25 protein-coding genes are annotated in these 24767 nt (G+C 60.8%); 20 read left to right on the forward strand and 5 right to left on the reverse strand.

What is annotated here, in order from left to right; translation table 11 throughout:
* Positions 1-3 precede the first annotated feature (3 nt).
* Positions 4-1095: a fatty acid desaturase family protein gene (locus AC0V6V_RS06270; protein WP_486164580.1), complete on the reverse strand. Its 1092-nt coding sequence runs from the start codon at positions 1093-1095 to the stop codon at positions 4-6.
* A 151-nt stretch (positions 1096-1246) separates the two neighbouring features.
* On the opposite strand from AC0V6V_RS06270, the gene AC0V6V_RS06275 reads away from it, so the two are divergent.
* The 3 genes from AC0V6V_RS06275 to AC0V6V_RS06285 all read left to right on the forward strand — a co-directional run bounded on the left by AC0V6V_RS06275 (position 1247) and on the right by AC0V6V_RS06285 (position 4080).
* Positions 1247-2407, forward strand: coding sequence for an N-acetyltransferase (locus AC0V6V_RS06275; RefSeq protein WP_486164581.1), 1161 nt, complete (start codon positions 1247-1249; stop codon positions 2405-2407).
* Positions 2408-2503: 96 nt separating this feature from the next.
* Positions 2504-2935: a response regulator gene (locus AC0V6V_RS06280; RefSeq protein ID WP_486164582.1), complete on the forward strand. Its 432-nt coding sequence runs from the start codon at positions 2504-2506 to the stop codon at positions 2933-2935.
* Between the two features lie 350 nt (positions 2936-3285).
* A complete protein-coding gene (locus tag AC0V6V_RS06285; RefSeq protein ID WP_486164583.1) occupies positions 3286-4080 on the forward strand; it encodes a response regulator in 795 nt (264 codons plus the stop codon).
* A 26-nt stretch (positions 4081-4106) separates the two neighbouring features.
* Here AC0V6V_RS06285 and AC0V6V_RS06290 read toward each other — a convergent pair whose 3' ends face one another.
* On the reverse strand, positions 4107-5630 hold the full coding sequence (locus AC0V6V_RS06290) for a sensor histidine kinase (protein ID WP_486166255.1): 1524 nt from the start codon (positions 5628-5630) through the stop codon (positions 4107-4109).
* A gap of 139 nt (positions 5631-5769) precedes the next feature.
* Between AC0V6V_RS06290 and AC0V6V_RS06295 the strand changes: the two genes are divergently transcribed.
* From AC0V6V_RS06295 to AC0V6V_RS06305, 3 genes are all read left to right on the forward strand, one after another.
* Complete coding sequence (locus AC0V6V_RS06295) at positions 5770-5979, forward strand: NepR family anti-sigma factor (RefSeq protein WP_486164585.1); 210 nt, start codon at positions 5770-5772, stop codon at positions 5977-5979.
* A complete protein-coding gene (locus AC0V6V_RS06300) occupies positions 5979-6590 on the forward strand; it encodes a sigma-70 family RNA polymerase sigma factor (protein ID WP_486164586.1) in 612 nt (203 codons plus the stop codon). The genes AC0V6V_RS06295 and AC0V6V_RS06300 overlap by 1 nt, the downstream gene beginning before the upstream one ends.
* 128 nt (positions 6591-6718) lie before the next feature.
* Positions 6719-7903, forward strand: coding sequence for an AI-2E family transporter (locus tag AC0V6V_RS06305; RefSeq protein ID WP_486164587.1), 1185 nt, complete (start codon positions 6719-6721; stop codon positions 7901-7903).
* 12 nt (positions 7904-7915) lie between these two features.
* On the opposite strand, the gene AC0V6V_RS06310 is transcribed toward AC0V6V_RS06305, so the two are convergent.
* Positions 7916-9190 carry a dicarboxylate/amino acid:cation symporter gene (locus tag AC0V6V_RS06310; RefSeq protein WP_486164588.1) on the reverse strand — a complete coding sequence of 425 codons (1275 nt, stop codon included), beginning with the start codon at positions 9188-9190 and terminating at the stop codon, positions 7916-7918.
* 126 nt (positions 9191-9316) lie between these two features.
* Between AC0V6V_RS06310 and glmM the strand changes: the two genes are divergently transcribed.
* Genes glmM through AC0V6V_RS06330 form a run of 4 tightly spaced genes read left to right on the forward strand, consistent with a single transcriptional unit; the run spans position 9317 to position 12611 of the window.
* Positions 9317-10654: a phosphoglucosamine mutase gene (gene glmM / locus AC0V6V_RS06315; protein ID WP_486164589.1), complete on the forward strand. Its 1338-nt coding sequence runs from the start codon at positions 9317-9319 to the stop codon at positions 10652-10654.
* Positions 10655-10678: 24 nt separating this feature from the next.
* Positions 10679-10903 (forward strand): DUF1272 domain-containing protein, encoded by a 225-nt coding sequence (locus AC0V6V_RS06320; RefSeq protein WP_486164590.1) that lies wholly within the window; start codon positions 10679-10681, stop codon positions 10901-10903.
* Positions 10900-11718: a bifunctional hydroxymethylpyrimidine kinase/phosphomethylpyrimidine kinase gene (gene thiD, locus AC0V6V_RS06325; RefSeq protein WP_486164591.1), complete on the forward strand. Its 819-nt coding sequence runs from the start codon at positions 10900-10902 to the stop codon at positions 11716-11718. The genes AC0V6V_RS06320 and thiD overlap by 4 nt, the downstream gene beginning before the upstream one ends.
* Complete coding sequence (locus tag AC0V6V_RS06330) at positions 11715-12611, forward strand: acyl-CoA desaturase (RefSeq protein ID WP_486164592.1); 897 nt, start codon at positions 11715-11717, stop codon at positions 12609-12611. The genes thiD and AC0V6V_RS06330 overlap by 4 nt, the downstream gene beginning before the upstream one ends.
* 55 nt (positions 12612-12666) lie before the next feature.
* Here AC0V6V_RS06330 and AC0V6V_RS06335 read toward each other — a convergent pair whose 3' ends face one another.
* On the reverse strand, positions 12667-13539 hold the full coding sequence (locus tag AC0V6V_RS06335; RefSeq protein WP_486164593.1) for an LOG family protein: 873 nt from the start codon (positions 13537-13539) through the stop codon (positions 12667-12669).
* Positions 13540-13703: 164 nt separating this feature from the next.
* On the opposite strand from AC0V6V_RS06335, the gene AC0V6V_RS06340 reads away from it, so the two are divergent.
* Together AC0V6V_RS06340 and AC0V6V_RS06345 are read left to right on the forward strand one after the other, a co-directional pair.
* The gene (locus tag AC0V6V_RS06340; protein ID WP_486164594.1) at positions 13704-14933 is read left to right on the forward strand and encodes a Ppx/GppA phosphatase family protein; all 1230 of its coding nucleotides are present in this window, start codon (positions 13704-13706) and stop codon (positions 14931-14933) included.
* Positions 14934-14936: 3 nt separating this feature from the next.
* Complete coding sequence (locus AC0V6V_RS06345; protein WP_486164595.1) at positions 14937-15611, forward strand: RlmE family RNA methyltransferase; 675 nt, start codon at positions 14937-14939, stop codon at positions 15609-15611.
* A 50-nt stretch (positions 15612-15661) separates the two neighbouring features.
* Here the strand turns inward: AC0V6V_RS06345 and AC0V6V_RS06350 are convergent, their stop codons facing one another.
* A complete protein-coding gene (locus AC0V6V_RS06350) occupies positions 15662-16324 on the reverse strand; it encodes a c-type cytochrome (protein ID WP_486164596.1) in 663 nt (220 codons plus the stop codon).
* Between the two features lie 167 nt (positions 16325-16491).
* Here AC0V6V_RS06350 and AC0V6V_RS06355 point away from each other — a divergent pair, with 167 nt between their 5' ends.
* The 8 genes from AC0V6V_RS06355 to bla all read left to right on the forward strand — a co-directional run bounded on the left by AC0V6V_RS06355 (position 16492) and on the right by bla (position 24765).
* Positions 16492-17391 carry a prephenate dehydratase gene (locus AC0V6V_RS06355; RefSeq protein WP_486164597.1) on the forward strand — a complete coding sequence of 300 codons (900 nt, stop codon included), beginning with the start codon at positions 16492-16494 and terminating at the stop codon, positions 17389-17391.
* 100 nt (positions 17392-17491) lie between these two features.
* On the forward strand, positions 17492-18265 hold the full coding sequence (locus tag AC0V6V_RS06360; RefSeq protein WP_486164598.1) for a hypothetical protein: 774 nt from the start codon (positions 17492-17494) through the stop codon (positions 18263-18265).
* Positions 18262-19542, forward strand: coding sequence for a DUF4350 domain-containing protein (locus AC0V6V_RS06365; protein ID WP_486164599.1), 1281 nt, complete (start codon positions 18262-18264; stop codon positions 19540-19542). Before AC0V6V_RS06360 ends, AC0V6V_RS06365 begins: the two co-directional genes overlap by 4 nt.
* 2 nt (positions 19543-19544) lie before the next feature.
* On the forward strand, positions 19545-20501 hold the full coding sequence (locus AC0V6V_RS06370) for an AAA family ATPase (RefSeq protein WP_472645755.1): 957 nt from the start codon (positions 19545-19547) through the stop codon (positions 20499-20501).
* A gap of 4 nt (positions 20502-20505) precedes the next feature.
* Positions 20506-21864 carry a DUF58 domain-containing protein gene (locus tag AC0V6V_RS06375; RefSeq protein WP_486164600.1) on the forward strand — a complete coding sequence of 453 codons (1359 nt, stop codon included), beginning with the start codon at positions 20506-20508 and terminating at the stop codon, positions 21862-21864.
* The gene (locus AC0V6V_RS06380) at positions 21861-22925 is read left to right on the forward strand and encodes a stage II sporulation protein M (RefSeq protein ID WP_486164601.1); all 1065 of its coding nucleotides are present in this window, start codon (positions 21861-21863) and stop codon (positions 22923-22925) included. Before AC0V6V_RS06375 ends, AC0V6V_RS06380 begins: the two co-directional genes overlap by 4 nt.
* Entirely contained in the window at positions 22922-23839 is a 918-nt protein-coding gene (locus AC0V6V_RS06385; protein WP_486164602.1) for an RDD family protein, read from the forward strand. Before AC0V6V_RS06380 ends, AC0V6V_RS06385 begins: the two co-directional genes overlap by 4 nt.
* Before the next feature lie 29 nt (positions 23840-23868).
* Complete coding sequence (gene bla / locus AC0V6V_RS06390; protein ID WP_486164603.1) at positions 23869-24765, forward strand: class A beta-lactamase; 897 nt, start codon at positions 23869-23871, stop codon at positions 24763-24765.
* Positions 24766-24767 lie beyond the last annotated feature (2 nt).

Below are 24767 nucleotides of genomic sequence, written 5' to 3' on the forward strand. Positions count from 1 at the left end.
CGCTCAGCGCATCATAGTGCTGCGCGCGATCCGGCCCACCAGCGGCAGCAGGCCGGGATGGTTGGCGCCGGAATAGGTTGATCCTGCACCAAACTCAGCCGCCAAGCGCCGATGCGCCTCTGGCAGATCGTGATAGGGCATTGACGGCATCAGGTGGTGCAGCGCGTGATATCGCAGACCAACAGGGGCCCAAACCTCTGCAATGGGACCCGGCGGCGGGACATTCACGCTGTCGAGGAACTGGGCGGTCACCGTCATTGGTTCGCCTTCATTCTCCCACAAATGCGCCACCAATGTGCGCAGCTGGTTTAGAACCGCCGTCAGCGACAGAATTGCCAGCGCGATCAGCAGTGGTCGCCAGCCGAGAAATTGAGTGCTCGCAAGCAGCGCCCATGACCAGACGAACACACCCGCCTCTTGCCATTTCACCTGGCGAGACAGCTCTCCCTTGGGCGGCTTGCGGCGGAAATCCGGGTTGATCGACAGCGCAGAAAACCGCTCCCACACAAACGTGCGAACCGGCGGGATAATCGCGCCCAATGGCACGAGGATCGCCGCACGTACGATCAGAGCAATCGGGGCAAGAAACGCGACCAGCACAAAAGCGGGCAAGCTCCACGGTTTCATCAGCGCCAGTGGCAGATATTCGGGATCTTCAATCGTGCCGTAACGCGTCCGAGTGTGGTGGATCGTGTGCACGCCCTCATACATGAAGCTGGGGGTCAGCAGCGGAATGCCGACCAGCAGGTTCCAACCCTTGCGAAACCCGGGCAGCGCATCGCGGTGAATATGAGTGAGCTCGTGGATGAACATCAGCGAGCGGTAAAGCGCCAAGGCCGCGACCAGGCCGAACACGATTGAAAGCGCCAAATTGCCCGACAGGATCGCGCCTGCGATACCCGCATATCCAACACCGGTCGAAATCAGCATGTCGGGCCAGTAAATCCCGGCGCGTGCTTCGCCCAAATCCTTGGTCAGATCGCGCGCGGAGCGCAGCATATCTTTATCGTCGCTCGTCTGGAACTGCGCACGCGTGGGCACACCAGCGGTCTCGCCGGGCGCGTCCTTTGCAGGGACAAGAGGTTGCTCAATCATCGTCATTACGGTGCTTTCAATTCCGCCATTTAGGCGATCTTACCGGCGAGGACAAACGCATCCTGTTGGCAAGAGTGATCGATTCTCTTGCGCGTTGGCCGCTGCCGGGACAAACAGATGCCTTGGCAATGGGCTGAACAAGGCGATCTGCGTGACCAATGCGCAAATAAGCATCGAAGCGGTAACCGACAAGCGCGGACGGGCGCAATTCGTTGAATTGGGGCGTGAATTTTCGGCATCTGTCCCGCACCACGTCCCGCAATTGCGCTCTGAATTGCTGGAACTGATCAACCCGGACAAGAACCCGTTCTTCAAGCATGGCAAGGCGCAATTGTTCATCGCTCACCGCGCAGGAAAAATGGTCGGGCGCATTTCGGCGCAGATCGATGAGCTGGCGCTGGCCATGCCCGCCGAGCAGGGCTTTGGCCCGGGAACCGGCATGTTCGGATATTTCGATGCAGCCGACGAACAGGTGGGATCGGCTCTGCTGGAAAAGGCGCAAAGATGGCTGGCGGAGCAAGGCATGACGCGCGTGCTCGGCCCAATCTCTATGGCCATGTGGGAGGAGCCCGGGCTGTTGGTAAGCGGCCATGACCATTCGCCGATGATCATGATGGGCCATCATCCCGCGCACTATCAAAGCTGGATCGAAGGCGCAGGCTACACCCGCGCCAAGACGCTTTACACCTATGATCTCGACATCACGAAAGACTTCCCGCCGCTGGTCCAGCGGATCGTGAAATCGGGCAAGCGCAACGAGCGGATCACCATTCGCCGCGTCGACAAATCCAATTGGGACAGGGACGCAGGGATCGTGCTGTCGATCCTCAACGATGCCTGGTCGGACAATTGGGGCTTCACCCCTTTTACCCCGGAAGAGGTCGCCTATGCCGGCAAGAAGCTGAAGACGATCATCTTTGAGCCGCTCAATATGATCGCCGAGGTCGAGGGCAAACCGGTGGCCTTCATGCTGACCTTCCCAGACATCAACGATGTGCTGGACAAAATCGATGGCAAGCTGCTGCCGTTTGGCTGGTTCCACATGCTGCGTTGGCTGCGCGGGCCGCGCGGATCGGGCATGCGGGTGCCGCTGATGGGCGTTCTAAAAGAGGTGCAAAATTCGCGGCTGGCGAGCCAGCTGGCCTTTATGATGATCAACGAGATCCGCGACAGCGCCAACACCACCTTTGCCTCAAAGCGGGCGGAGATCGGCTGGATCTTGGAAGACAATCAGGGAATGGTCGCGATTGCCGACACAATTCAGGCTCAGATCAACCGCGAATATGCGATCTATGAAAAGCCGCTGGTTTAGGGTCTAGCCGGCGCAGTACACCTTGCAGACTGTAACGGATGCGCCAATCTGTTCGTAAGACCAATTGTCGTTACGTCGTTTAGCCAAGGGTGAAGCATGCTCTCATTTAGCAAAGGAAAAACTGCACCTGCCCGCCTGCCCCGGCTCGTCCTGGTGGTTGAAGACGATGCCGAGCATGGCCGCGTGCTGGAGCGGGCCCTGATCCACGAAGGCGTGGAAGAGGTGAACATCTGTCCCTCGACAGCCTGCTCGCTGGAGCGGCTGCGCTCTGGATCGTTCGATGCAATCATCCTCGATGTGCATCTGGCGGACAGCGATATGGGCTGGCAAATTGCGGAACTGGTCGATGCGGTCGGCGGCGATGCCACCCGCATCATTTTTCAGACCGATGATCCCACCGAAATCCCGCTAGCGATCCAGAAACTCGGCCCTGTCCTTACCAAGCCCTATGGCCCTGATGATCTAATTTCGATGCTGAAGGCGGCCCCACGCCAAGGCATGTTTGATCGGCTCCGCCGCAAGGGCTGATCCCCGCAAAGCTCTGGCACGATACGAAAAAAGGCCTTCACTCGGGTGAGTGAAGGCCTTGGGATCGTATCACCAACCGCTTGGACGGGAGGGGGGTCTCGGCGGTGATACAGACAAAATGCACCGCCCAAACTCTGGTTCCCGCTAACTTCAAAAAAAATCAAAAATTTGACTCCATATCGGAGCAAACCGAGGGCATCCTTCTCTCACGCAACCCGACCAAGAGTTGAGCCGCCACTTGAGACCTATTGCAACCAAGCATAGATGCGCCGCGTAACTGCAACGAAGCTATAGAATAGGCGCTCCAAATCGTTATAGGGATGCGCATATCCAAGAATGAAAGCGAACCAATGCCACTTGGCCAAGACATTTCTACCAACCTTCCTTACCTACGCCGCTACGCACGGGCGCTGACTGGGGCGCAGGCGACGGGCGATGCGTTCGTGCGCGCTACATTGGAAGCGGCGCTGGCCGATGAAACGCTGAAAAAATCGCTCGAAGGAGGCCGAGTTGCGCTTTATGCCGCGTTCAACAAGGTCTGGTCGAGCGCCTATTTGGAAGTCGCCAAGGATGAGGCACCCGCCGGCGAGCATGAAGCAGCGGCCAAGGCGCGGCTAGAAGCCATCACGCCGCTTAATCGTCAGGCTTTGCTGCTGACGACTCTCGAAGACTTCACCCCGGCGCAAGCGGCGCAGATTATGGAGCTGGAACCCGCTGACGTCGAAAAGCTGGTGCAAGAGGCGGTGAGCGAAATTGATCGCGAGACCAGCACTGAGGTGCTGATTATCGAAGACGAGCCGTTGATCTCCATGCAGCTTGAGGATCTGGTCAAATCGCTGGGTCACACCATTTGCGGGACAGCCGCGACGCGAACGCAAGCGCGCGAAATCATCGCGGAAAAAACGCCCGGATTGGTGCTGGCCGATATTCAATTGGCTGATGGTTCATCGGGCCTCGATGCCGTCGACGACATTCTGGCGATTGGCGATGTGCCGGTAATCTTCATCACCGCTTATCCAGAGCGCCTGCTGACCGGCGACCGGCCAGAGCCTACCTATTTGGTGACCAAGCCATTTGAGGAACGCACTGTTAGCGCGGCTGTCAGCCAGGCTTTGTTCTTCGGCTCCAGCAAGCCGCTCGATTAGATTCCCAAAAAGTAGCAGGCGAGCAATCAGCCCGCTGGTTGATCGCGCAATTGAAATTCGCCTGCGGGGCGAACCGGCACACGTAGGGCGCAGCGCACCCCGGCGGTGTCGAATTGCAAATCAACCGGATGGCGCAGTTCGTGAGCAACGATCTTTTGAATGAGCTCAGTGCCGAAGCCGCGCCCGCGCGCCTCGCTCACTTCTGGTCCGCCCGCCTCCAGCCATTCCACTTCGGCCAAGTCCGGCTCTATCAATGACCATGTGATCGACACCCGGCCCGCATCAGCGCTCAGCGCGCCATATTTGGCGGCGTTGGTAGCAAGCTCGTGAATCGCCTGCCCAAACGTCAGCGCATTATTAGGGGCAAGCTCCACGTCTGGTCCCGCGATCTCGATCTCGTGTTCTCTTGCCGCGCTGACATGGGCCAGCTCTGCTTTCACCACGGAGGCGATCGGCGTGGTTCCCCATTCCGAATTGGTCAGCAAATCATGGGTTGCGGAAAGCGCCCTGATCCTGCCAGCGAGCCCTTCCGCAAAATCATCGAGACTGTCCGCCCGGCGCCGCGTCAGCGACAGCAGGGAAAGAACATTTGCGAGCGTGTTCTTCACCCGGTGATTGAGCTCCCGGGTAAGCGAATTGCGGATTGAGTGCTGCTCTTCGAAGAACTCAAGGCGCGCGTTGTCCTTCGCCATTTGCCGGGTCAGGATCCGGGCGAGCGCAGCGAGCAATGCGGCCACCGAGAGGCCGAGCAGCAGAGTGACCACAGACAATGGGGTCAACAAAGCAGGCGTAGGCGCGGCCACTTCCAAACGCATTGTGCGGCCAGCAATCTTGACCTGTTCTTGGTTCACATCATTGCTGGCGGCGGTTGAGGTGCGCTCTGCCAGCAGCGCGGCCTGATCGTCCATTCCGTCGAACAGGCGAACAGTAAGATCATTCTCAGTCGCCGGCTCCAGTGCCGATGACAGGAACATATTTGCGTCGAACGCGCGGTGCAGGAAGCCATTAAGCGCATCCCCATCCATCACTGGCATGGCAATTAAAAAGGCGGACACATCGCCGCCCTCAGAGCCAGCGATCATCAACCTGCCAGAGGCCGAAGGAGCCCCGCTGGCTAGGACCGCCGCCAGTGTTTGTTGAAGCATCGGGCTTGCTTGCTCTTCGCTATCTTCAGCGCCTGTCAGGGGCATCCAGCCCATCGGCCCCGCCCCCGGTATTTGGAATTCGCCCTCCATATCGCTGCTGAACTGCTGAAGCAGATCCGGCTTAGCCCGACCATCGCTGAACAACACGACCGCGCCCGCATGCATGTAAGAGACAGCAATGTTCGCTTCATGGCTCAATTCAGAAGCGATGGAAGCGGCAATTTTGCGGGTCTGCAGGCTTTCGTTGTAGCGCGCATTTGCCTCTATGGCGAACACGCTGAGCAAGGTAACCGCAGAAACCGCGATGAAAATAAACGCGGGCACGGCGCTCGGATAGGCAATCAGCCATTGCCGAATTCCTCCGAGTGATACCGTGTGTTTTTGTTTAGATGCCTTTGCGTGCATCAGTCCAAGCTCTTATGTGTCAGTTGCAAGGGAACAATACATAGGCAGTATCGTTCCCAAATTGATACGTAATAGTGACGCCGATATGGCGGGAAATGCCGGTGCCTTTCGCCTGCTGTGGAGTATATCAGGATCAATTATGGCCTCGGGTAAAGAAACATCGCCGACTGACGCAGCGGCGCAAAAATCAAAAAGCGCGAAAGCTGCAGACCAGCCGCAATGGGCCGACGGGCTTAAACAGCTGTACGATTCCGTGGTCGAAGAACCGCTGCCTGACAGCTTTAAAGACCTGCTGTCTCAGCTGGACGACGCCGGCACAGACGACGCCAACCAGAATGGGAATGGCTGATGTCGGTCGAGACCCGCAGCGCGTCTGAAAAAGCCGACTTTAAGCGCGAGCTGACCGAGGTTGTGCCGCATTTGCGCGCGTTTGCGCGCGGCCTTTGCGGCCGTCCCGACATGGCCGATGATCTGGTTCAGGAAACTCTGCTGAAGGCATGGGCCGCGCAGGAACGGTTTGAACCGGGCACATCCATGCGCGCTTGGACCTTTGTGATTCTGCGCAATGCCTATCTCACCGATATGCGGCGCAACCGTTTTCGCGGTGATTATGATGAGACAGTGGCGGAACGCATTTTGACTGCGCCAGCTGGGCAGGAAGAACCGATCCATCTGTCCGATATGCACCGCGCGCTGCTGACGCTGCCGCCGGAACGGCGCGAGGCCTTGTTGTTGGTCGGCGCAGGCGGGTTCTCTTACGAGGAAGCGGCGCAAATTTGCGGGTGCGCCGTCGGCACGATTAAGAGCCGTGTGGGCCGCGCCCGCTCAACGCTCAATGACATGCTGGCGGAGGGCAATATTCCGCAACGCTCGATCGAAGATGAGACCGCGCACCGCGCCATCCTAGAAGAATTGGACGATGTTGCCGCTGGCAATGGCGAGACGGCTAAGATCGACTAGGTCAGGCACACTATCCACGCCTACTCAACGCACGTCCAGCCGCCTGGAATCTCAAGTTCACACATCAGGCGCTTGGCGCGGCTTTACAGTCCTGCAATAAGGCCGACGACCGACTGGAATTGCCTGAAATGACGAGTGAAACACCCGATCCAAACGCCAGCGAGCCAAGTGCCATCCCTGCTTCCAGCAGGCGGCTAGCCTTTGCCGAGCAGGAAGTGCGTCTGGTGTCGGCATTGGTCTTGCTGATCGGGATTGGCCTGTTCCTCGCCTTACCCTTTGTTCTGTCGATTGGCTCGGTGGTGTTCCTGCCGTTGGTCACAGCGATCTTGCTCACCATCCTGCTGTCGCCGCTCGCCGATAGAATGGCGCGGATCGGCCTGCCTAATGTGCTCGCATCCTTGGGCTCATTGCTAGCGTTCTTGGCCGTTGTGCTTCTCGCGCTTGCGCTGGTGCTTCAGCCTGCTCTCGCCCTGTTCGACACCCTGCCGGCCATTACCGAGCAAGTTGGCGCGCGCTTTGCTGAGCTGCGCGATCAGTTCGAATGGCTCGCCATCATCAATCGGGAACTGGGCGAAATATTAGGCGAATCTGGCACCCGCGAAGTCGTGCTCGCCACCCCAACCCTGCTCGAACAGATCGCTTGGTCGACCCCCAGCGTGCTGATCGAGGTCTTGATCACCCTGCTGATGACGTTCTTCATGATCGAGGCGCGCGTGCGGCTGAGGCGGCATTTGCTGTTTGATCGCTCCAGCTTCGGCTCCAGCGTGAAGGCCGCGCGAGTGCTGCGCGAGGTGCAGGACCGGGTTGCCGCCTATATTCTCACCGTCGGCTTCATCAACGCCTGTGTCGGTGTGGTCGTCGCGCTTGGTGCATGGGCGCTGGGTGTGGAGGCGCCGATCATGTGGGGCGGGCTCGCCGCGATCCTCAATTTCGTGCCCTATATCGGGCCAATCGCCATGGCTGCCCTGCTCGGCATGTTCGGCATCGGCACGGCGGACACCGTGTTCTTAGGACTGGTCCCGGTCACGGCATACATCGTGCTGCACACGGTAGAGGCGAATGTCGTCACCCCATCAATTCTGGGCGCGCGCTTTACCATGAACCCGGTGATGATCTTGCTCGCGCTTTCCTATTTCACGTGGATCTGGGGTGTGCCAGGCGCGCTGCTATCGGTGCCAATCCTGCTGACGCTCACCGCTCTGTTCGACCACGTTGGCCGCCCCAATCTGATCGGCTTTGTGTTTGGCGAACCCCTGTTTGCCAGCGAGCTGTTCAACCGCGGCCTCGAAGAGGAAGCCGGCCCAGCGGGCTAGCCTCGCAAGCCTTCAATCCTTGGACCGGTCCACCGTGCTGGTCACCGCCACGTTCATCGTGACATTGGCCAATGTCCGCATGATATCGGGCAGCATTTCCACCGCCACCAGCAAAGCTAGCGGCTCAATGGGGACGCCCATCGCGAGCGCAATCGGACCAATCGACACCACGAAACTGATCGAGCCGGGCAGGCTGACAGAGCCGATGGAGATGATCACCGCCACGCCAATACCGATCAGCATCAGCGGCCAGGACACCTCGATGCCGGCAAGGCTGGCGACATACAGCGCCACCGCCATATTCATCGCCACGCTGGTCGCGCGGAAAATCGCCACCGCCAGCGGCAGCACGAACTCGTTGGTTTCCTCCCGCAGGTTCAGGCGCGCCGCGCTGTCGAGCATGGCTGGCAGGCTGGCGAGCGAGCTTTGCGTGGAGACTGCAACCGCTTGGGCAGGCAGCACCGCTTTCGCAAAACGCAGCGGGCTGACTCCGCCCAGCGCCCACGCCATCAGATAGGCCAGCACCAGGATGAAACCGCCCATTGCGGAGACGACCAGAATGTAATGTGCCAATGTCGCAAACGCGCCGCCGCCGCTTTTGAGGCCCACGCCAAAGGCGAGCGCAAACACGCCGAGCGGCGCGATCCACAGCACCCAGCCGATGATCATCAGCATGGTGTTGGCCAGCGCATGGAAAAAGCCGAGCATCCGCTCGCTCTGATCCTTAGGCAGGCCCGTAACGGCGACCGCAAACAGAGCGAAGAATATAGTCAGCGGTAGCATTGCCGTTTCCGCCGCGGCGGCGATGATATTGGGCGCGATGAGCGAGGCGAGGAAATCGAGCACGCCGGGCACTTGCTGCTCGCCATCCGGGACAGCGGCCAAAAACCCGCTCGCGCTATCGGGAATCGGCAAAGCACCGAGCACAACCGGCATCATTAGGGCGGTGAACAATCCGCCCGCAATCAGCACCGCAAACACAAGGGCCAAGAACCGCCGCGCCGCCGCGCCCGCCCGCGCAGCCTCGGCCATTTGCGCAATGCCCAGCACCAGCAGCGCCGCAACCAGCGGGATGATCGTCATCTGCAGCGCCCGCAGCCACAGGCTGCCGGTGAGCGCGATGATTTGCTGCAGCCAGTCAGCGATCCCGCCGCCCGCCAGCACCATGCCGAGCAGCAACCCTGCGACCAGCCCGGCAAATGTCAGCGCCACTGGCAGACGGATAGAGGCCAGCTCGTAACGCTGTCCGCTCGTGGCTGCTGCGCTTTGGCCTTCAACTTCGCTCAAATTCTGTCCCCTTTGGGCCTTGCGCCCTTCCATTCGTGCGATAACCGCGCCAGAAGCGCCTGACAAATCGGCTTTTGCCCCGCGCACATTCGCAGCGGCGCTTTCATGGAGAGAACAGAAACAGCCATGGCACGCAAATTCTTTGGCACAGACGGCATCCGTGGCCGCACGAACAGCGATGTGATGACATCGCAAATGGCGATGAAAGTGGGACAGGCAGCGGGCGCTCACTTCATGCGCGGCAAGCACCGCCACCGGGTTGTGATTGGCAAGGACACGCGCCTGTCCGGCTATATGATTGAAAGCGCTCTGGTCGCAGGCTTCACCAGTGTCGGCATGGATGTGATCATGACCGGCCCGATCCCGACCCCGGCGATCGCGCTGCTGACGCGCGAAATGCGCGCCGATCTGGGTGTGATGATTTCCGCTAGCCACAACCCCTACGAAGACAATGGCGTCAAACTGTTCGGCCCTGACGGCTTTAAGCTGTCCGATGAAGACGAAATGCAGATTGAAGAGTTGCTGGATATGGAACCAGCGCTGGTCGATGCCCCGCAAATTGGACGCGCGCGGCGGATCGAGGATGCCCGCGGGCGCTATATCCACGCGGTCAAGCAATCTGTATCTGATGAGGTCAGCTTTGACGGGCTGAAGGTGGTGGTCGATTGCGCCAATGGCGCGGCTTACGAAGTGGCTCCATCGGCGATTTGGGAGCTTGGCGCGCAGGTCATCACGGTCGGCGTTGACCCCAATGGCACCAATATCAATGACGGCGTTGGCTCCACCGCGATCGAAGCGCTGCAAGCCAAGGTCGTCGAGGAACAGGCCCATATCGGCATCGCTTTGGATGGCGACGCAGACCGGCTGATCGTCGTGGATGAGAAAGGCTGCGCGGTCGATGGCGACCAGATTATGGCTCTGATCGCGACCCGGATGCATGAAAAGGGCGCTCTGACCGGCGGCGGTGTGGTTGCCACTGTCATGTCCAACCTGGGGCTGGAGCGGCACCTCCGGTCACATGGCCTCACGCTGGAGCGGACCAAGGTCGGTGATCGCTATGTGCTGGAGCGCATGAAACAGGGCGGCTTTAACATCGGCGGCGAGCAATCGGGGCATATGATCCTGCTCGATCACGCAACCACTGGCGATGGCACGGTCGCCGCGCTGCGCGTGCTTTCCAGTCTGGTGCGCTCTGATAAACCTTCCAGCGAGCTGCTGCATGTGTTCGATCCGGTCCCGCAATTGCTCAAAAACGTGCGCTATCCCGGTGGGAAGCCCTTGGAGAACGACGCCGTCAAACAGGTAATCAGCGAGGCTGAAGCAGAGCTGGAAGGCAAAGGCCGCTTGGTTATCCGCCCATCCGGCACTGAGCCGGTGATCCGCGTCATGGCGGAGGGCGATAACAGCGCCCAGGTAGAGGCAGTGGTGGACCGCATCTGCGACGCCGTGCGCGCCGCCGCATAGGCCTCAGCCGAGAGGGAAAAGACCATGCTCGAAATGCGCCCCGATTGCGAAAAATGCGGCACTGATCTGCCCGCCGAGGCACCCGGCGCGTTTATCTGCAGCTTTGAATGCACGTTCTGCGCCGAGTGCGCGGACGCTCAGGATGACCAATGCCCCAATTGCGGCGGCGAATTGATGGACCGCCCTACCCGGGCCAAGGCTCTGCAAGAGAAATTTCCGCCCAGCACGCAGCGTAAGTTTAAAGGATGAGCGAGAACGCACCGCCTGCTCCGCCGCGCATTCTGGCGATTGCCGGGTCCGATTCCTCTGGCGGCGCGGGCATTCAGGCCGACATCAAAACGATCACCATGCTGGGCGGTTACGCGATGACCGCGATCACCGCCGCGACCGCGCAGAACAGCCAAGGTGTGCAGGCGATCACGCCGCTGTCTGGTGACTTCGTCGCCAAGCAGATCACCAGCTGCATCAACGATATCGGTGTCGATGCGATCAAGATCGGCATGCTGCATGACGCCGACATTATCGCCCATGTGGCGGACGCGCTGGAACTGGTCGACAGCCTGGTGCCCGTGGTCCTGGACCCAGTAATGGTCTCAACCTCCGGGGCGACCCTGATCGCGGATGAGGCGATTGAGGTCATGCGTGAACGGCTGTTCCCGCGCGCCACCATCGTCACGCCCAACCTGCCAGAGCTAGAGCATCTGGTCCGCCGCAATCTTAGCGACACGCGCCTGATCGAAGGCGCCGCCGAGGAGCTGATCCGGGCCCATGGCTGCGATGTGCTGGCCAAAGGCGGGCACACAGAGGATGCGCGCATTATCGATATTCTGGTGCGCCGTGGCGAAGTGCCTAAACACTTTGCTCAAGCCAAGATCGACACGCGCCACACGCACGGCACCGGCTGCACTTTGTCATCGGCCATTGCGGTGCTGCTAGGCCACGGTCAGCCGCTCGAAAACGCGGTCCGACTGGGCCAGAGCTTTGTCCGGCAAGCAATCGCAGCGGCACCGGGGTATGGCCTTGGTAATGGACCGCTCGGCCATCAGGCGGTGCGCAGCCTATGATGGAGCCGGTCATCCGTGTGGATGGCCGCGACGCCGACCCACTCAGCGGCCGCGTACGGATCGATTGGCCAAAGGCTCTATGGAACGCTGGCATGCTAGGCGGAACGGCAGCTGCGCTCTTTGTCGCGAGCCTGCCCGCCATCGCACTGCTCCTTGGGCTAACCTATTTTACGCTGCTGATCGGTCACAGCGTTGGCATGCACCGGATGATGATCCACCGGACGTTCAAAGCGCCCAGATGGCTCGCCAGAGCGCTGATTTACATCGGCACGATCGTCGGCGTTTCTGGCCCATCGGGTATCATCCGCATTCACGACACCAGAGATTGGGCGCAGCGCGAGCCGAGCTGCCACGACTTCTTCGCGCATCGCCGATCATTGGCTCAAGACCTCGCGTGGAACCTGTTTTGCAAATTTGAATTTGAGCGCCCACCCAAGGTGACAATCGAGCCGGAAATCGCCGAAGATCCTTTCTACCGAATGCTCGATGCGACATGGCGATTGCACCAAATCCCGCTCGCCATCGCGCTCTATTGGATTGGCGGTTGGGCCTTCGTTCTATGGGGCGTCTGCGCCCGCGTGTTCGTGAGCACGGCGGGTCATTGGACCATCACCTACTTTTGCCACAACCCCGGCCCCGGACGCTGGCTGGTGCGCGATGCAGGCATTCAAGCCTCCAACCTGCCGGGCCTTGGCCTGCTCACCTATGGCGAGTGCTGGCACAACAATCACCACGCTTTTCCCGAGTCCGCACGGATCGGCATTGAGCCAGGACAGGCCGATCCGGGCTGGTGGGTGATCGCCGGTTTGGAGCGCCTGGGCCTAGCCCACGAAGTTGGTGCCCCGCGCGAGCACGACCGCCGGGAGGACTTGGTTGAGCGAAATAGTGCGTGATGCGCTGTTTGAAAGCGGCTTAACCACCCGCTCCGGTCACCTAAGGGTGAAACCCCTAGCGCTTAAGCTCGTAAAAGTCGGAGATATGCGACCAGGCCTCATCGGCGGTTTCGCACCAATGGAACAGCTCAAGATCTTTCTTTGAAATCGTGCCTTCCTCAGCGATCGCTTCGAAATTGACCACCCGGTTCCAGAAATCCTTGCCAAACAGCAAGATTGGAATGGGCTGCATCTTGCCGGTCTGGATCAGGGTCAGCAGCTCAAAGAACTCATCAAAGGTGCCGAATCCGCCGGGGAACACCGCAACCGCCCGCGCACGCATCAAGAAGTGCATTTTGCGCAGCGCGAAATAGTGGAAATTGAGGCTGAGATAGGGCGTCACATAGGAATTGGGCGCTTGCTCATGCGGCAAAATAATGTTGAGCCCGATCGATTCAGCGCCGGCATCTGAAGCACCGCGATTGGCGGCTTCCATGATCGACGGGCCGCCGCCAGAGCACACAACAAACTGCCGCTTGCCGTCTTCCACGATCCCTTTTTCCGAGACCATTTTCGCCAGCTTGTGCGCCTCGGTATAATATTTCGACTTCGCCGCTAAGCTAGCCGCGACCTTTTGCTCATATTCGCTGCCGTTCTTGGCCGCTTCAACCTTAGCATCCGCTTCTTCAGGTGAAGGAATTCGGGCCGATCCGTACATCACCAGAGTAGAACCAACGCGCGCCTCGTCCAGCAGCATTTCCGGCTTCAAGAGTTCGAGCTGGAAACGCACCGGGCGCAGCTCATCACGCAGCATGAAATCAACATCGCGAAACGCCAGCTTATAGGCGGGATGCTCGGTCTGAGGTGTGTGGTCAGGCGCTTCTTCGGCGAAGCGGGTTTCCTGCTCGGCGCGGTAAAACTTGCGATCTATGAGGTCTTTTTCAGTCATATCAACGCCCTTAGGCGCACAGCCAAGCGCGGGCAAGGACCACGCCGGTCCGAATTGACTGAACCGGCCAAGCCGCACCGCTTGCTCTAAAGCGCGCTATCCGTTAGTTTTCTTTCCAGGTCCTCGCGAGAACATGCGCGCGAGAGGAAGAGAAAGAGTTGAGTATGGCGGATCTGTCTCCGCCGGACGGTTTTAAAAAGGCTGGCAGAAAAAGGGGACGCAAGTCCGGTAAAGTAGCCGATTTTCGCTACAAACGCGCCCACCAGCCCAATGAAAGCAGTCACCCCGCCCATGGCCGGCCGGGTGCACATCCACGCGGTAAAAACGCGGGCGGACGCTCGCATCGCCCTAATGAGGCGTACGCTGCGCTCGATCTTGGCACCAACAATTGCCGGCTGCTGATTGCGCGGCCTTCGGGTAAAGATTTCACTGTCATTGATGCGTTCAGCCGGGTGGTGAAGCTGGGCGAGGATCTCGCCAGCACGGGCCGCCTTTCTGATGAGGCGATGGACCGCGCGCTGGGCGCGCTCTCGATTTGCGCGGACAAACTGCGCCGCCGCAAGGTGCGGCTTGCCCGCTCGGTCGCGACAGAAGCCTGTCGCAGGGCCAGCAATGGGGCGGATTTCATCGAACGCGTGCGGCAGGAAACCGGGATCGTGCTCGACATTATCAGTGCAGAAGAAGAGGCGCGCCTCGCGGTGCTGGGTTGCCATATCCTGCTGGAGCAAGGCCACGGCCCCGCGGTCATTTTCGACATTGGTGGCGGGTCGACGGAACTGGTCCTGCTGGAGCCGGGCGGCAAAGTCCCGCGCATTATCGACTGGCAAAGCGTGCCTTGGGGCGTCGTCTCGCTGACCGATACGGTCGGGCGCGGTGCCAACACAGACGAGGGCAGAGCCGAGCGTTATGCCGAGATGCGCCGCCGCGTATCGGAAAGCTTCGCCCCCTTTGCCAAGCGCGTCAGCGAGGCCGCCGCGCATGAGGACATCCGCCTGCTCGGCACCAGCGGCACGGTGACAACGCTCGCCAGCCTGCATCTTGAGTTGCCGCATTATGATCGCAAGGCGGTTGATGGGCTGATCGTGCCATCACGCTCTATGCGCGACATCAGCACCCGGCTGTCCACCATGTCGCCGGAGCAGCGCAGCGAGCTGCCCTGCATCGGCAATGACCGGGCCGATCTGGTGGTTGCGGGCTGCGCGATTTTGGAATCGATCCTGGATCTATGGCCGGCCAGCTGCCTTGGCGTGGCGGACCGGGGCATTCGCGAGGGCATTTTGCGCAGCCTTATGGCGGCCGAGCGAGACGGCGAACGCTGCATGCGCGCACTACAAAAACTGCGCGCGGGCGAAGTACCGGTTGCTGGCGGCGACGCCAAAAGCGGCGGGCAATAGGCGATGACACGCTCTGGCCGCGACCCGGAAAAACGGGTCCGAAAATCGCGCAAGCGCACCGCATCATCGACCCGCTGGCTCGAGCGTCAGCTGAACGATCCCTATGTCAAAAAGGCCAAGGCCGACGGCTATCGGAGCCGCGCGGCCTATAAGCTGATCGAGCTGGACGAGCGCTTTGGCCTGATCCGGGGTGCTAAGCGCGTTGTCGATCTCGGCATTGCACCGGGCGGCTGGGCGCAGGTGGTGCGCAAGCAAGCACCGCGCGCCGCGATTGTCGGAATTGACCTGCTGCCGACCGAACCGATTGAAGGCGTCGCGATCCTGGAAATGGATTTCATGGCCGATCACGCGCCCGCTGCTTTGCAAGCGGAGCTCGACGGAAAGCCTGATTTGGTGATGTCGGATATGGCCGCAAACACGGTGGGTCACAAACAGACCGACCATTTGCGCACGATGGGCCTGGTCGAGGCGGCGGCGTGGTTCGCCACAGAGAACCTGGAAGAAGGCGGCACCTTCATTGCCAAGGTGCTGGCGGGCGGCACGGACACCGATTTGCTCAACCTGCTCAAGAAGCATTTCAAGAGCGTCAAGCACGCCAAACCCCCGGCCAGTCGCAAGGGTTCATCGGAATGGTATGTTGTGGCTCAGGGATTTAAGCCCGGCGCAGAGGCCGGCTAGCGTCTGATAAGACAGGACGGCACCGCGCCGCCCCGCATTCCACTAGGCGCTTATTCCGCAGTCGCTTCTTCGATTTCGGCAGCGGCGTCTTGCTCAGCTTCTGCCTCTGCCACTTCGCCTGCTTCACCTTCAGCGGCGTCTTCTGCTTCTTCTTCGCCGCTGTCTTCAGCAACCGCCTCGACGAAAGTTGGAACTTCGAGGTTTGAGCCGAGCGAGTTCATGTAGACCGCAACAGCAGCGCGGTCTTCAATCTTCGAAAGACCAGCAAAGCTCATCTTGGTGCCGTCAGCAAAACGACGCGGGCTTTCCAGCCACGCATCCATTGCGTCCCAGTCCCAAACGCCGTCTTTGCCAGACAGGACCGCGCTGTATTCGTAGCCAGCGACACTCTTACCGATGGGTTTGCCCATAATACCATAAAGGTTAGGACCGATGCCGTTCGCGCCGCCTTGGTCAACCGTGTGGCAGGCGGAGCATTTGTTGAACACTTGCGCGCCCTTTTCGACTGTGGTCTCCGCCATGTTCAGCGCCTCAGCCATGGTCATTTTAGCCTCAGCGGCATCTTCCACTACGCCTTGAATCGGATAACCCAATTGCTCCGGACGCTCTGGGTTGTCGGCGTGGAAATACTTGCCGCTCAGAATCGAGAAGCCGAGCGCGATAATGCCTGCAAACAGCACCCAGCCAGCGGCGGTGTTAAAACGATCATCCATGGTGAATTGAGATCCGGTAATCTTGCTATTGTCAAAGTTGGGGTCGCTCTAATGGCCGATGCCCTTTGGTGCAAGAGTGATCGCAGCATTACGCATTGCACCAAATGCAAGCGCGCCAAAGAGCGAGCTTGCGACCGGGCCGCTCCCTCTTTAGCAGGCTTGGCTCTATGCACAGTTTTCCCGCCCCTGCCCTCGCCATTGTTGAAACCATGCGCGCCGCCGCCGCTGAGCAGCCTGAACGCGCGATTGCGTTTCAAGGATCGCCGGGGGCCAATTCGCACCGCGCCGCAACCGAGGCAGCGGGCGATTATCTGCCGCTGCCCTGTTTCAGCTTTGAAGATGCGCTGGAGGCGGTGAAAGACGGACGGACCGCGCGCGCGATCATTCCGATTGAAAACTCCCAGCATGGCCGGGTTGCTGACATTCATTTCCTGCTACCGGAAAGCGGACTGTCGATTGTTGGCGAATATTTCATGCCGATCAATCACGCGCTGATGGGTCTTGGCACTGGACCGTTTGAGGCCGCCTACAGCCACCCGCAAGCGCTTGGCCAATCACGCTTTTTCCTGCGTGAGCGCGGCATTGTCCCGCTGAGCTATGCCGACACGGCGGGCGCTGCTGCCTTTGTTTCGGAGCGCGGCAATCCCAAGCTGGGTGCTATTGCCCCGGCGATTGCGGCCGAGCTTTACGGTCTCGAAATCGCTCAGCACAATGTCGAAGACAGCGCGGATAATATGACCCGCTTTGTGATTTTGGCCGAGGCTCCGGAAAGCGAAGAAGCGCTAGAGGGCAGCGCGGCAGTCACGACCTTCGTGTTCGAGGTCAAAAACATCCCGGCCGCGCTGTATAAAGCAATGGGCGGGTTTGCGACCAACGGCGTCAATATGACCAAGCTGGAAAGCTATCAAAAGGGCACAAGCTTCTCCGCGACCGCCTTTTACGCCGACATTCTGGGCGCGCCGGGCGATCCGGCGGTGGACCGGGCGCTGGAAGAACTTGCGTTTCATTCCAAAGAATTGCGGATTCTGGGCACCTACAAACAAGGCCGCGCGCGCCAGATTACTTAGGCGATTCGCTGAATTCGCGCGCCAGGGGCAAAACACTCACCCAATTGTTTAATGATCGGGTGTTGCGCCCTGCTGCGCTCCGTGCCACGAACATCCCCGCATGACGAGCGTAACAGGGACCAATTCAGGGCCAGCGGAGGCCCCCGGCGATGGCTCTGCTGCTGGCGGGGACGATGCGGCGCTTGATCCTGTTAGCAGTGCGAATGCACCGGGCAGCTGGCGCGAACTGCGCAGCAATGATGATATCCAGTTTGAGCAGATCGAAGTACCACCGATTCCGCCTCGCGAACCGGGTTGGTTCGAAGAGTTCATGCAAGCCCTGGCGGAATTCTTTGCTCCGCTGGGCGGAATGTTGGGCGGCGCGTGGCCAATCCTGCGCTGGGTGCTTCTTGCACTGCTGGTTGCAGCGGTTCTGTTCATTGTTTGGCGCATGTTCGGCCCGCTGACGGGACTGAGCGCGCGAACGGCAGAGGCAGAAGAAGACATTGAATGGCAGCCGGACCGGGCGCAATCGCTGGCCCTGTTGGAGGATGCCGACAAGCTTGCCGCTGACGGACGGTATGACGAGGCGGTGCGCCTGCTGCTGCAACGCAGTGTCGGCCAGATCGCATCCGCGCGGCCTGATTGGGTCGTCCCGTCCAGCACAGCGCGCGAACTGGCGGCACTGCCCGCCCTGTCAGACGCGGCCCGCACGGCCTTTCGCACAATTGCAGAGCGGGTGGAGCAAAGCCTGTTTGCGCTGCGCTCGCTCGATGCCGGTGATTGGGAGGCCGCCCGCAAAGCCTATGCCGATTTCGCCTTGGCCAAGATCGAAGGCAGCCGCCAAAAGCGCAACTTGATTGACCGCGACGCGGCAGCAGAGGCGAGCGCATGAGCGGCGCGCTGCAACAGGCAAACAACCGGCGCGGCGGCGGCAGCTTCAGCCGCCGCACGGTTCTGGGCCTCGTGCTGTTCGGCTTCCTCGCCTTTATCACAATGCTCTACTTTATCGGGGCGGGCGACACGCAGGGGCGCGGCAATAATGGCGCGGCTCACGCCGAAGCCAATGGCCTCAATGGTTATTCGGGTTTGGTCGAGCTATTGGAGCTGGAGGGCGAGGATGTTCGCACTTCACGCTCGCCAAGTGGGCTGGAGACGCCAGACCTGCTGGTGCTGGCTCTACCGCAATATTTTGACAAGGATGAACTCGGCGAGATCCTGCAGAAACGCGCCTATGTCGGGCCGACCATGGTGATCCTGCCCAAATGGTTCGCCAGCGGTTTCCCACCTGGAACCAGGGGCCGGGTTGAGGAAGATATTGAGGATGACTGGGTCCAGTTGAATGGCGCGATCCCCTTCAATTGGAGCGAAAGCCTACCTGATCATTATTCAATCGAAACAGAGCTAAAAGACGCAAAAGGCGGAGCGAACAGCTGGGCTGGTCTTGGCCTTCAGGGCAAATTGCCAACCGACACGAACATTGTGGTGACCGACCGCGGCAATGGCGCGGCATTGGTGGTGAACCAGAGCGGGGAGCCGCTCGCGCTGTCGTTCCCAATCGAGGACGAATATGGCAACACGGGCGACAATGAAGAGGTGGTGTTTGTTGTCGAGCCTGATCTGGTCAACAATTACGGCCTCGCTGATCCCAACCGCGCGGCGCTCGCTCTGACGCTGATTGACGAGGCGAGCTATGGCTATGAATATCCCATCGTCTTTGACCTTACACTCAATGGCTTTGGCGGTTCGACCAATCTGCTAACTCTGGCATTTCGCCCGCCATTTCTGGCCGCGACCCTGTGCCTTATCCTGGCCATGCTGATCATCGGTTGGCGCGCGTTCAAACGCTTTGGCCCGGCGGCGGCAAGCGGGCCTGACATCGCCTTTGGCAAGCGCCGCTTGGTCGCCAATGGCGCAGGGCTGATCGTCAAGGCGCGCCGTTTGCGCTTGCTGGCGAACCCTTATGTCGCGCTGTCCGCCCGGCAGCTGGCGAGCAGGCTGGGCCTGACCAAACCAGACGAAGAGGCGATTGACGACGCGGTTCGCCGGATATTGCCCGAAGACGCACCATTTTCTGTCCGGGCGCAGCAATTGCGCACCGCACAATCACCATCCGATATTCTGCGCGCCGCGCGCGCGCTCAATGAGCTGACAAGGAAACTCGAGAAATGAGCATGAGCCTCGAAGAACTGCGCGAATTGGCGGACGCGATCCGCGCCGAAGTGGCGAAAGCGATCGTCGGTCAAGACGAGATGATCGACCAATTGCTGATCGCGATGATCAGCGAGGGACACGTCCTGCTGGAGGGCCCTCCGGGTACAGCCAAAACCTTCCTGGCGCAGAGCTTCGCCACTGCGCTCGGCCTCGATTTTGGCCGTATCCAGTTCACGCCAGACCTGCTGCCAGGCGATATTCTGGGCTCGAACCTGTTTAACTTCCAAACCAGCGAGTTCACTCTGACGCGCGGGCCGATTTTCTGTGAACTGCTGCTCGCGGATGAGATCAACCGTACGCCGCCCAAGACGCAGGCCGCTTTGCTGGAGGCGATGCAGGAGCGCCGCGTCACCCTGGATGGGGAAACTCACCAGCTGGCGGAACGCTTCATGGTGGTGGCAACCCAGAACCCGATTGAGAACCAAGGGGTCTATCCTCTGCCCGAGGCGCAGCTCGACCGGTTCTTGTTCAAGCTCTTGGTGCAATATCCCAATGAGGCGGAAGAGACCAAGATCGTCACCAGCTATGGCCAGAAACAGGGGCCAATTCGGCCCGCCACACTGGGCGTAACGGCGGTGGCTGATGCAGCAAAACTGGTCGCGGCCAGCGGCGCGCTGGACCATGTGACGGTTGCCGAAGAGGTCACCGGCTATGTCGTGCGGTTGGTGCGAGCAACGCGCGAACACGCAGAGCTATCCGTTGGCGCCTCTCCGCGCGCCGCCGTGATGCTCGCGAATGCCGCCCGAGCGCGCGCCGCTCTGCATGGCCGCGCCTATGCCATCCCTGACGATGTGAAGGCGCTGGCCGTGCCCGTCCTGCGCCACCGCCTGACGCTCAGTCCAGCTGCGGAGATCGAAGGCCGCGATGTCGAGGCGTTGGTCGCCGAACTCATCGAAAGCACCGAGGCGCCGCGCTAAACCCATGGCTCTCGCTTTGCCCAAACTGGCGAATATGCCCAGCCTGCCGATCGTGCCGACAGAGCGCGCGGCGTGGCTGGCGGCTGGTTTTGCGCCCATCGCTTTGGTGATCGCGGCGATGGCCCCGGGCACTTGGATCGCGGCCCCGGCGGCGGCGGTTGTCCTGTTGCTGCTGATCGTGCTTGACGCAGGATTGGCCGGGCGCGCGGGTGAGTGGGACGTACGCGCCCCGCGCGATACCGAGGTTGGCCAACCCGCTGCGCTCACCATGCTTGCCGAATTTAACGGCGGGCAGATTTCGCGGGTCGAAGGCGCGCTGGAATTTGACCCACGCCTGGGCGGCGGCGGCCGCGCAGAGCTAAGCCTGACCCCGCATTCGACAGAGGACTACTACGCCGGCACCTATCAGACCAAGCCGGAGCGGCGCGGCACCGCTAAGGTTCCGCGTGCATGGCTGCGTTGGGCCGGACCGCTGGGCCTTGGCGCGCGCCAGCAAAGCCGCGAGCTCGACACCGAGCTCAGGATCTGGCCCGACCTCTCACCCGTGCGCAGCCGCGAGCTGCAGACGTTTCTGCGCGATGCCCAAACCGGCCTGATCGCCCGGCGCATTCGCGGCGAAGGCACGCAATTTGAGGCTTTGTCTGAATACGAGCCCGGCATGGACCGCCGCCGGATCGATTGGAAAGCCAGCGCCCGCCACACCAAGCTTTACGCCCGCGAAAACGAAAGCGAGCGCAACAATCAGATCGTCTTCGCGTTCGATTGCGGACAGGCGATGTGCGAGCCGGTGGACGGCATGCCGCGCATTGACCGGGCCGTGTCCGCCGCCCTCACCGCATCCTATGTCGCGCTAAAAAGCGGGGACCGCGTCTCGCTGTTCGGCTTTGACCAGCGCCCGCAAGTGATGACACCCTTCGTTGGCGATGCGCGCGCATTCCACCGCCTTCAAAGCGCCGCCGCCTCGCTGGATTACACCAGCACAGAGCCGAACTTTACCCTCGCGCTCGCGACCCTGACCGCCAAGCTTCAGCGCCGCTCGCTGATCATTCTGTTTTCCGATTTCACCGATCCGACCGCAGCGGAATTGATGATCGAAAGCCTTGGCAGGCTCGTCGACAAGCATCTCGTCTTGTTCGTCACCATCGCGGATAGCGAGCTGGAGGAATTCATCGCCGAGGAACCCTCAGACATCGCCGTGCTTGCGCGCAGCGTCACCGCCGACACCCTCGCCAATCAGCGCCGCGTTGTGCTGCAACGGCTGCGCCGCATGGGGGTCGATGTGATCGAGGCCCCGTGGGATCAGATCGGCTATCAACTGATTGACCGTTATTTCATGATCAAGAACAGCGAGGCGATCGGATGAAGGCCCCTGTTATCTCCAGCTGGTTTGGCAAAACCCAGATTGAAGCGCCCGCCGATATTGAGAGCGCGGCGCTGCGTTCCGACCGCTTTCGTCTGGAACGAGAGGGCGATTGGCGGAGGCTCGAAGAAATCCTGAAACGCATGGAGCGCGGCGGCTTGCGACGCGTCAGCGATGAGGATTTGCTCGCCCTGCCCACCCTTTACCGCACGGCGGCCTCCAGCCTTTCGGTTGCGCGCGAGACCTCGCTCGATGCGTCAACCTTGCGCTATTTGGAGAGCCTGGTTCAGCGCGCCTGGTTCCAGGTTTACGGCCCCCGTCAGGGATTTGGCGGCTGGCTCCGCTCTTTCCTGTTTGGCGGGTGGAGCCGCGCGGTGCGCGAGATCTGGCTGGAGATTTGCATCGCCTTGGCGGTAATGGTCGCAGGCACAGTGGTCGGCTGGCTGCTCGTGGTGCAAGACCGCGAATGGTATTTCCGCCTCGTGCCCACCCAATTCCTCGACACCCGCGTGCCAGGCGCAAGCCGGGAGGTTTTGCAGGAATCGCTCGCGGTGGAGCAGGATGCGAGCGGCCTATCCGTGTTCGCCGCCAGCCTTTTCAGCAACAATGCCGGGGTCGCGATCCTCGCCTTTGCGCTCGGCTTTGCCTTTGGCATCCCCTCGCTGATGCTGCTGGTGCACAATATGGCGGTGCTGGGCGCAATGCTGTGGCTGTTTGCGGGTCAGGGACTGACGGTGGAATTCGCCGCATGGCTCAGCGTCCACGGCACAACAGAGTTGTTTGCGATCCTGCTATCGGGCGCAGCGGGCCTCCACATCGGACGCTCCATGGCCTTCCCCGGCAATCGCTCTGTCCTCACCGCAGCGGCGGAAAGCGGGCGGCGCGGCGCAGCCGTGATGGCGGGCGTGGTGCTGATGATGGTGGTCGCTGCGATCTTAGAGGCTTTCCCACGCCAATTGGTCGGCGGAATGGAAGATCGCTTCCTGATCGGCGGCACAATGCTGGCGCTCTGGCTGGCCTATTTCTTTGCCTATCGGCCCAAGAATATTGAGGACACCGCATGAGCGCGGCGGCCGGCAGCTATCAATATGTCAACAAGAGGCAGCGCACTCTGGTCACGCCAGAGGGCATCAGTGTGCCGATCGTGGTCGCATCGCGCGGGTCGCGGGTGGGCGCATTGGTGCTCGATTTCGTGCTGCTTTATGTCGGTCTGACAATCTTCGTCCTGCTGATGGGCTGGATCGCAGGCGGCCTGTTCGATGAAGTGACGAGCGAGATGGAAGAAAGCGTCTCTGGCGCCGGAGAGTTCATCGTCATCGTCTTCATCCTGATCCTTTTCCTGGCGCGCTATGGCTATTTCCTCGCTTTTGAACTCGGCCCGCGCGGGGCAACTTTGGGCAAGCGCGCGACCGGGATACGCATCGCCGCGCGCGATGGCGGACGCCTGACCGCAGAGGCCGTTCTGGCGCGCAATCTGCTGCGCGATATTGAGCTGTTCATGCCGCTCGTCTTCCTGATCTTCGCCCCAACGGGCGAGATGGGCAATGCCGGGCTAGCGGGTCTTGCCTGGTTCATGGTGTTCATGGCCTTCCCATTCTTCAACAAAGACGCATTGCGCGCTGGCGATGTGATCGCGGGCACTTGGGTGGTCGAGGCCCCGCGCACGAAGCTGGCCGAGGCGCTGTCCACGCAAGGCGCAGCGCGCGGGCAGAGCGGTGTTACCGGCGCGCGCTATGAGTTTGGCGATGAAGAGCTGTCGGTTTACGGCGAGCATGAATTGCAGACGCTGGAGCAGGTTCTGCGCGATGGGCGCGGCGAGGCGATTTCGGCGGTGCATGCGACCATTTGCGGCAAGATCGGATGGGATCCGGGCGCCGGTGATGAGCGGGCTTTCCTAGAGGCGTTCTATGCGCAGCTGAGAGCGAAGCTGGAAAACGATATGCGCTTTGGCAAACGCAAACAAAACAAGTTCGCATGAGCAAAATCGGCGATCATAAAGGAGCACCCATGACTCAGCGACGCGCGGTCCTATCCGGAATGCTGGCAAGCGCGGCGGCGGCCTGCGTGCCGATCAATCAAAGCGCGCTCGGGCGGCTTTCGGCCCGCCTGCGCATTCTTGAGGCGGCCAGCGCGGGCGGCGCATTGGGCGCGGCCATTATCGATACCGAAACCGGCCAGTCGATCAGCCATAATGGATCCATGCGCTTTGGCCATTGCTCGTCCTTCAAGACCTCGCTCGCCGCGCTGGTGCTCGCGCGCCATGCCTCTGGCGCAATCGACGCCGACCGGGTCGTGCGCTGGAGCGAGGAGGAGCTGCTATCCTACGCGCCCTTCACCAGACCGCGCCTTCAGCAAGGGGCGAGCCTGCGCGAACTCGCCAAGGCGACGCAGATTACCTCCGACAACACGGCGGCCAACGTATTGCTCAGAGAACTTGGCGGACCAGAGGCGCTCAACCAGTTTTGGCGCGAAATTGGCGATGATGTCAGCCGGCTGGACCGGATCGAGCCCGCACTCAATCGCGCGCCAGCGGGCGAGGTCCGCGACAGCTCAACCCCGCTTGCCATGGCGAGGACCGTGGCCACACTGATTTATGGCGATGTCCTGCCGCCGCAGGAACGCGGGCAATTGCGCCGCTGGATGGCAGAGACCGAGACCGGGCTCAACCGCGTGCGAGCAGGCTTACCCGAGAGTTGGCCCTCAGGCGACAAGACCGGCACATCGTTTTGGTCAGGCATGGACAGCCTGTATGTCGATATTGGCTTTGCCGAGCCGCCGGGCAGAGCGCCAATAGTCTTCGCCGCATATTTCCGCGCAACCGACACGCACCAGAAGATAGAGCCAGCCGCCGAAGCATTGCTGGCAGAAGTAGGCAAAGTGCTTGTCGATTTTGCGCGCGGCTAAGC

The sequence above is a fragment of the Erythrobacter sp. S249 genome, assembly GCF_057364975.1.

Excerpts from the sequence above, each read along its gene's own strand:
- AC0V6V_RS06270 (WP_486164580.1), bottom strand. The coding sequence starts at position 1,095 with ATGATTGAGCAACCTCTTGTCCCTGCAAAGGACGCGCCCGGCGAGACC.
- AC0V6V_RS06280 (WP_486164582.1), top strand. The coding sequence starts at position 2,504 with ATGCTCTCATTTAGCAAAGGAAAAACTGCACCTGCCCGCCTGCCCCGG.
- AC0V6V_RS06285 (WP_486164583.1), top strand. The coding sequence starts at position 3,286 with ATGCCACTTGGCCAAGACATTTCTACCAACCTTCCTTACCTACGCCGC.
- AC0V6V_RS06290 (WP_486166255.1), bottom strand. The coding sequence starts at position 5,630 with ATGCACGCAAAGGCATCTAAACAAAAACACACGGTATCACTCGGAGGA.
- AC0V6V_RS06295 (WP_486164585.1), top strand. The coding sequence starts at position 5,770 with ATGGCCTCGGGTAAAGAAACATCGCCGACTGACGCAGCGGCGCAAAAA.
- AC0V6V_RS06300 (WP_486164586.1), top strand. The coding sequence starts at position 5,979 with ATGTCGGTCGAGACCCGCAGCGCGTCTGAAAAAGCCGACTTTAAGCGC.
- AC0V6V_RS06305 (WP_486164587.1), top strand. The coding sequence starts at position 6,719 with ATGACGAGTGAAACACCCGATCCAAACGCCAGCGAGCCAAGTGCCATC.
- glmM (WP_486164589.1), top strand. The coding sequence starts at position 9,317 with ATGGCACGCAAATTCTTTGGCACAGACGGCATCCGTGGCCGCACGAAC.
- AC0V6V_RS06320 (WP_486164590.1), top strand. The coding sequence starts at position 10,679 with ATGCTCGAAATGCGCCCCGATTGCGAAAAATGCGGCACTGATCTGCCC.
- thiD (WP_486164591.1), top strand. The coding sequence starts at position 10,900 with ATGAGCGAGAACGCACCGCCTGCTCCGCCGCGCATTCTGGCGATTGCC.
- AC0V6V_RS06330 (WP_486164592.1), top strand. The coding sequence starts at position 11,715 with ATGATGGAGCCGGTCATCCGTGTGGATGGCCGCGACGCCGACCCACTC.
- AC0V6V_RS06335 (WP_486164593.1), bottom strand. The coding sequence starts at position 13,539 with ATGACTGAAAAAGACCTCATAGATCGCAAGTTTTACCGCGCCGAGCAG.
- AC0V6V_RS06340 (WP_486164594.1), top strand. The coding sequence starts at position 13,704 with ATGGCGGATCTGTCTCCGCCGGACGGTTTTAAAAAGGCTGGCAGAAAA.
- AC0V6V_RS06345 (WP_486164595.1), top strand. The coding sequence starts at position 14,937 with ATGACACGCTCTGGCCGCGACCCGGAAAAACGGGTCCGAAAATCGCGC.
- AC0V6V_RS06350 (WP_486164596.1), bottom strand. The coding sequence starts at position 16,324 with ATGGATGATCGTTTTAACACCGCCGCTGGCTGGGTGCTGTTTGCAGGC.
- AC0V6V_RS06355 (WP_486164597.1), top strand. The coding sequence starts at position 16,492 with ATGCACAGTTTTCCCGCCCCTGCCCTCGCCATTGTTGAAACCATGCGC.
- AC0V6V_RS06360 (WP_486164598.1), top strand. The coding sequence starts at position 17,492 with ATGACGAGCGTAACAGGGACCAATTCAGGGCCAGCGGAGGCCCCCGGC.
- AC0V6V_RS06365 (WP_486164599.1), top strand. The coding sequence starts at position 18,262 with ATGAGCGGCGCGCTGCAACAGGCAAACAACCGGCGCGGCGGCGGCAGC.
- AC0V6V_RS06370 (WP_472645755.1), top strand. The coding sequence starts at position 19,545 with ATGAGCCTCGAAGAACTGCGCGAATTGGCGGACGCGATCCGCGCCGAA.
- AC0V6V_RS06375 (WP_486164600.1), top strand. The coding sequence starts at position 20,506 with ATGGCTCTCGCTTTGCCCAAACTGGCGAATATGCCCAGCCTGCCGATC.
- AC0V6V_RS06380 (WP_486164601.1), top strand. The coding sequence starts at position 21,861 with ATGAAGGCCCCTGTTATCTCCAGCTGGTTTGGCAAAACCCAGATTGAA.
- AC0V6V_RS06385 (WP_486164602.1), top strand. The coding sequence starts at position 22,922 with ATGAGCGCGGCGGCCGGCAGCTATCAATATGTCAACAAGAGGCAGCGC.
- bla (WP_486164603.1), top strand. The coding sequence starts at position 23,869 with ATGACTCAGCGACGCGCGGTCCTATCCGGAATGCTGGCAAGCGCGGCG.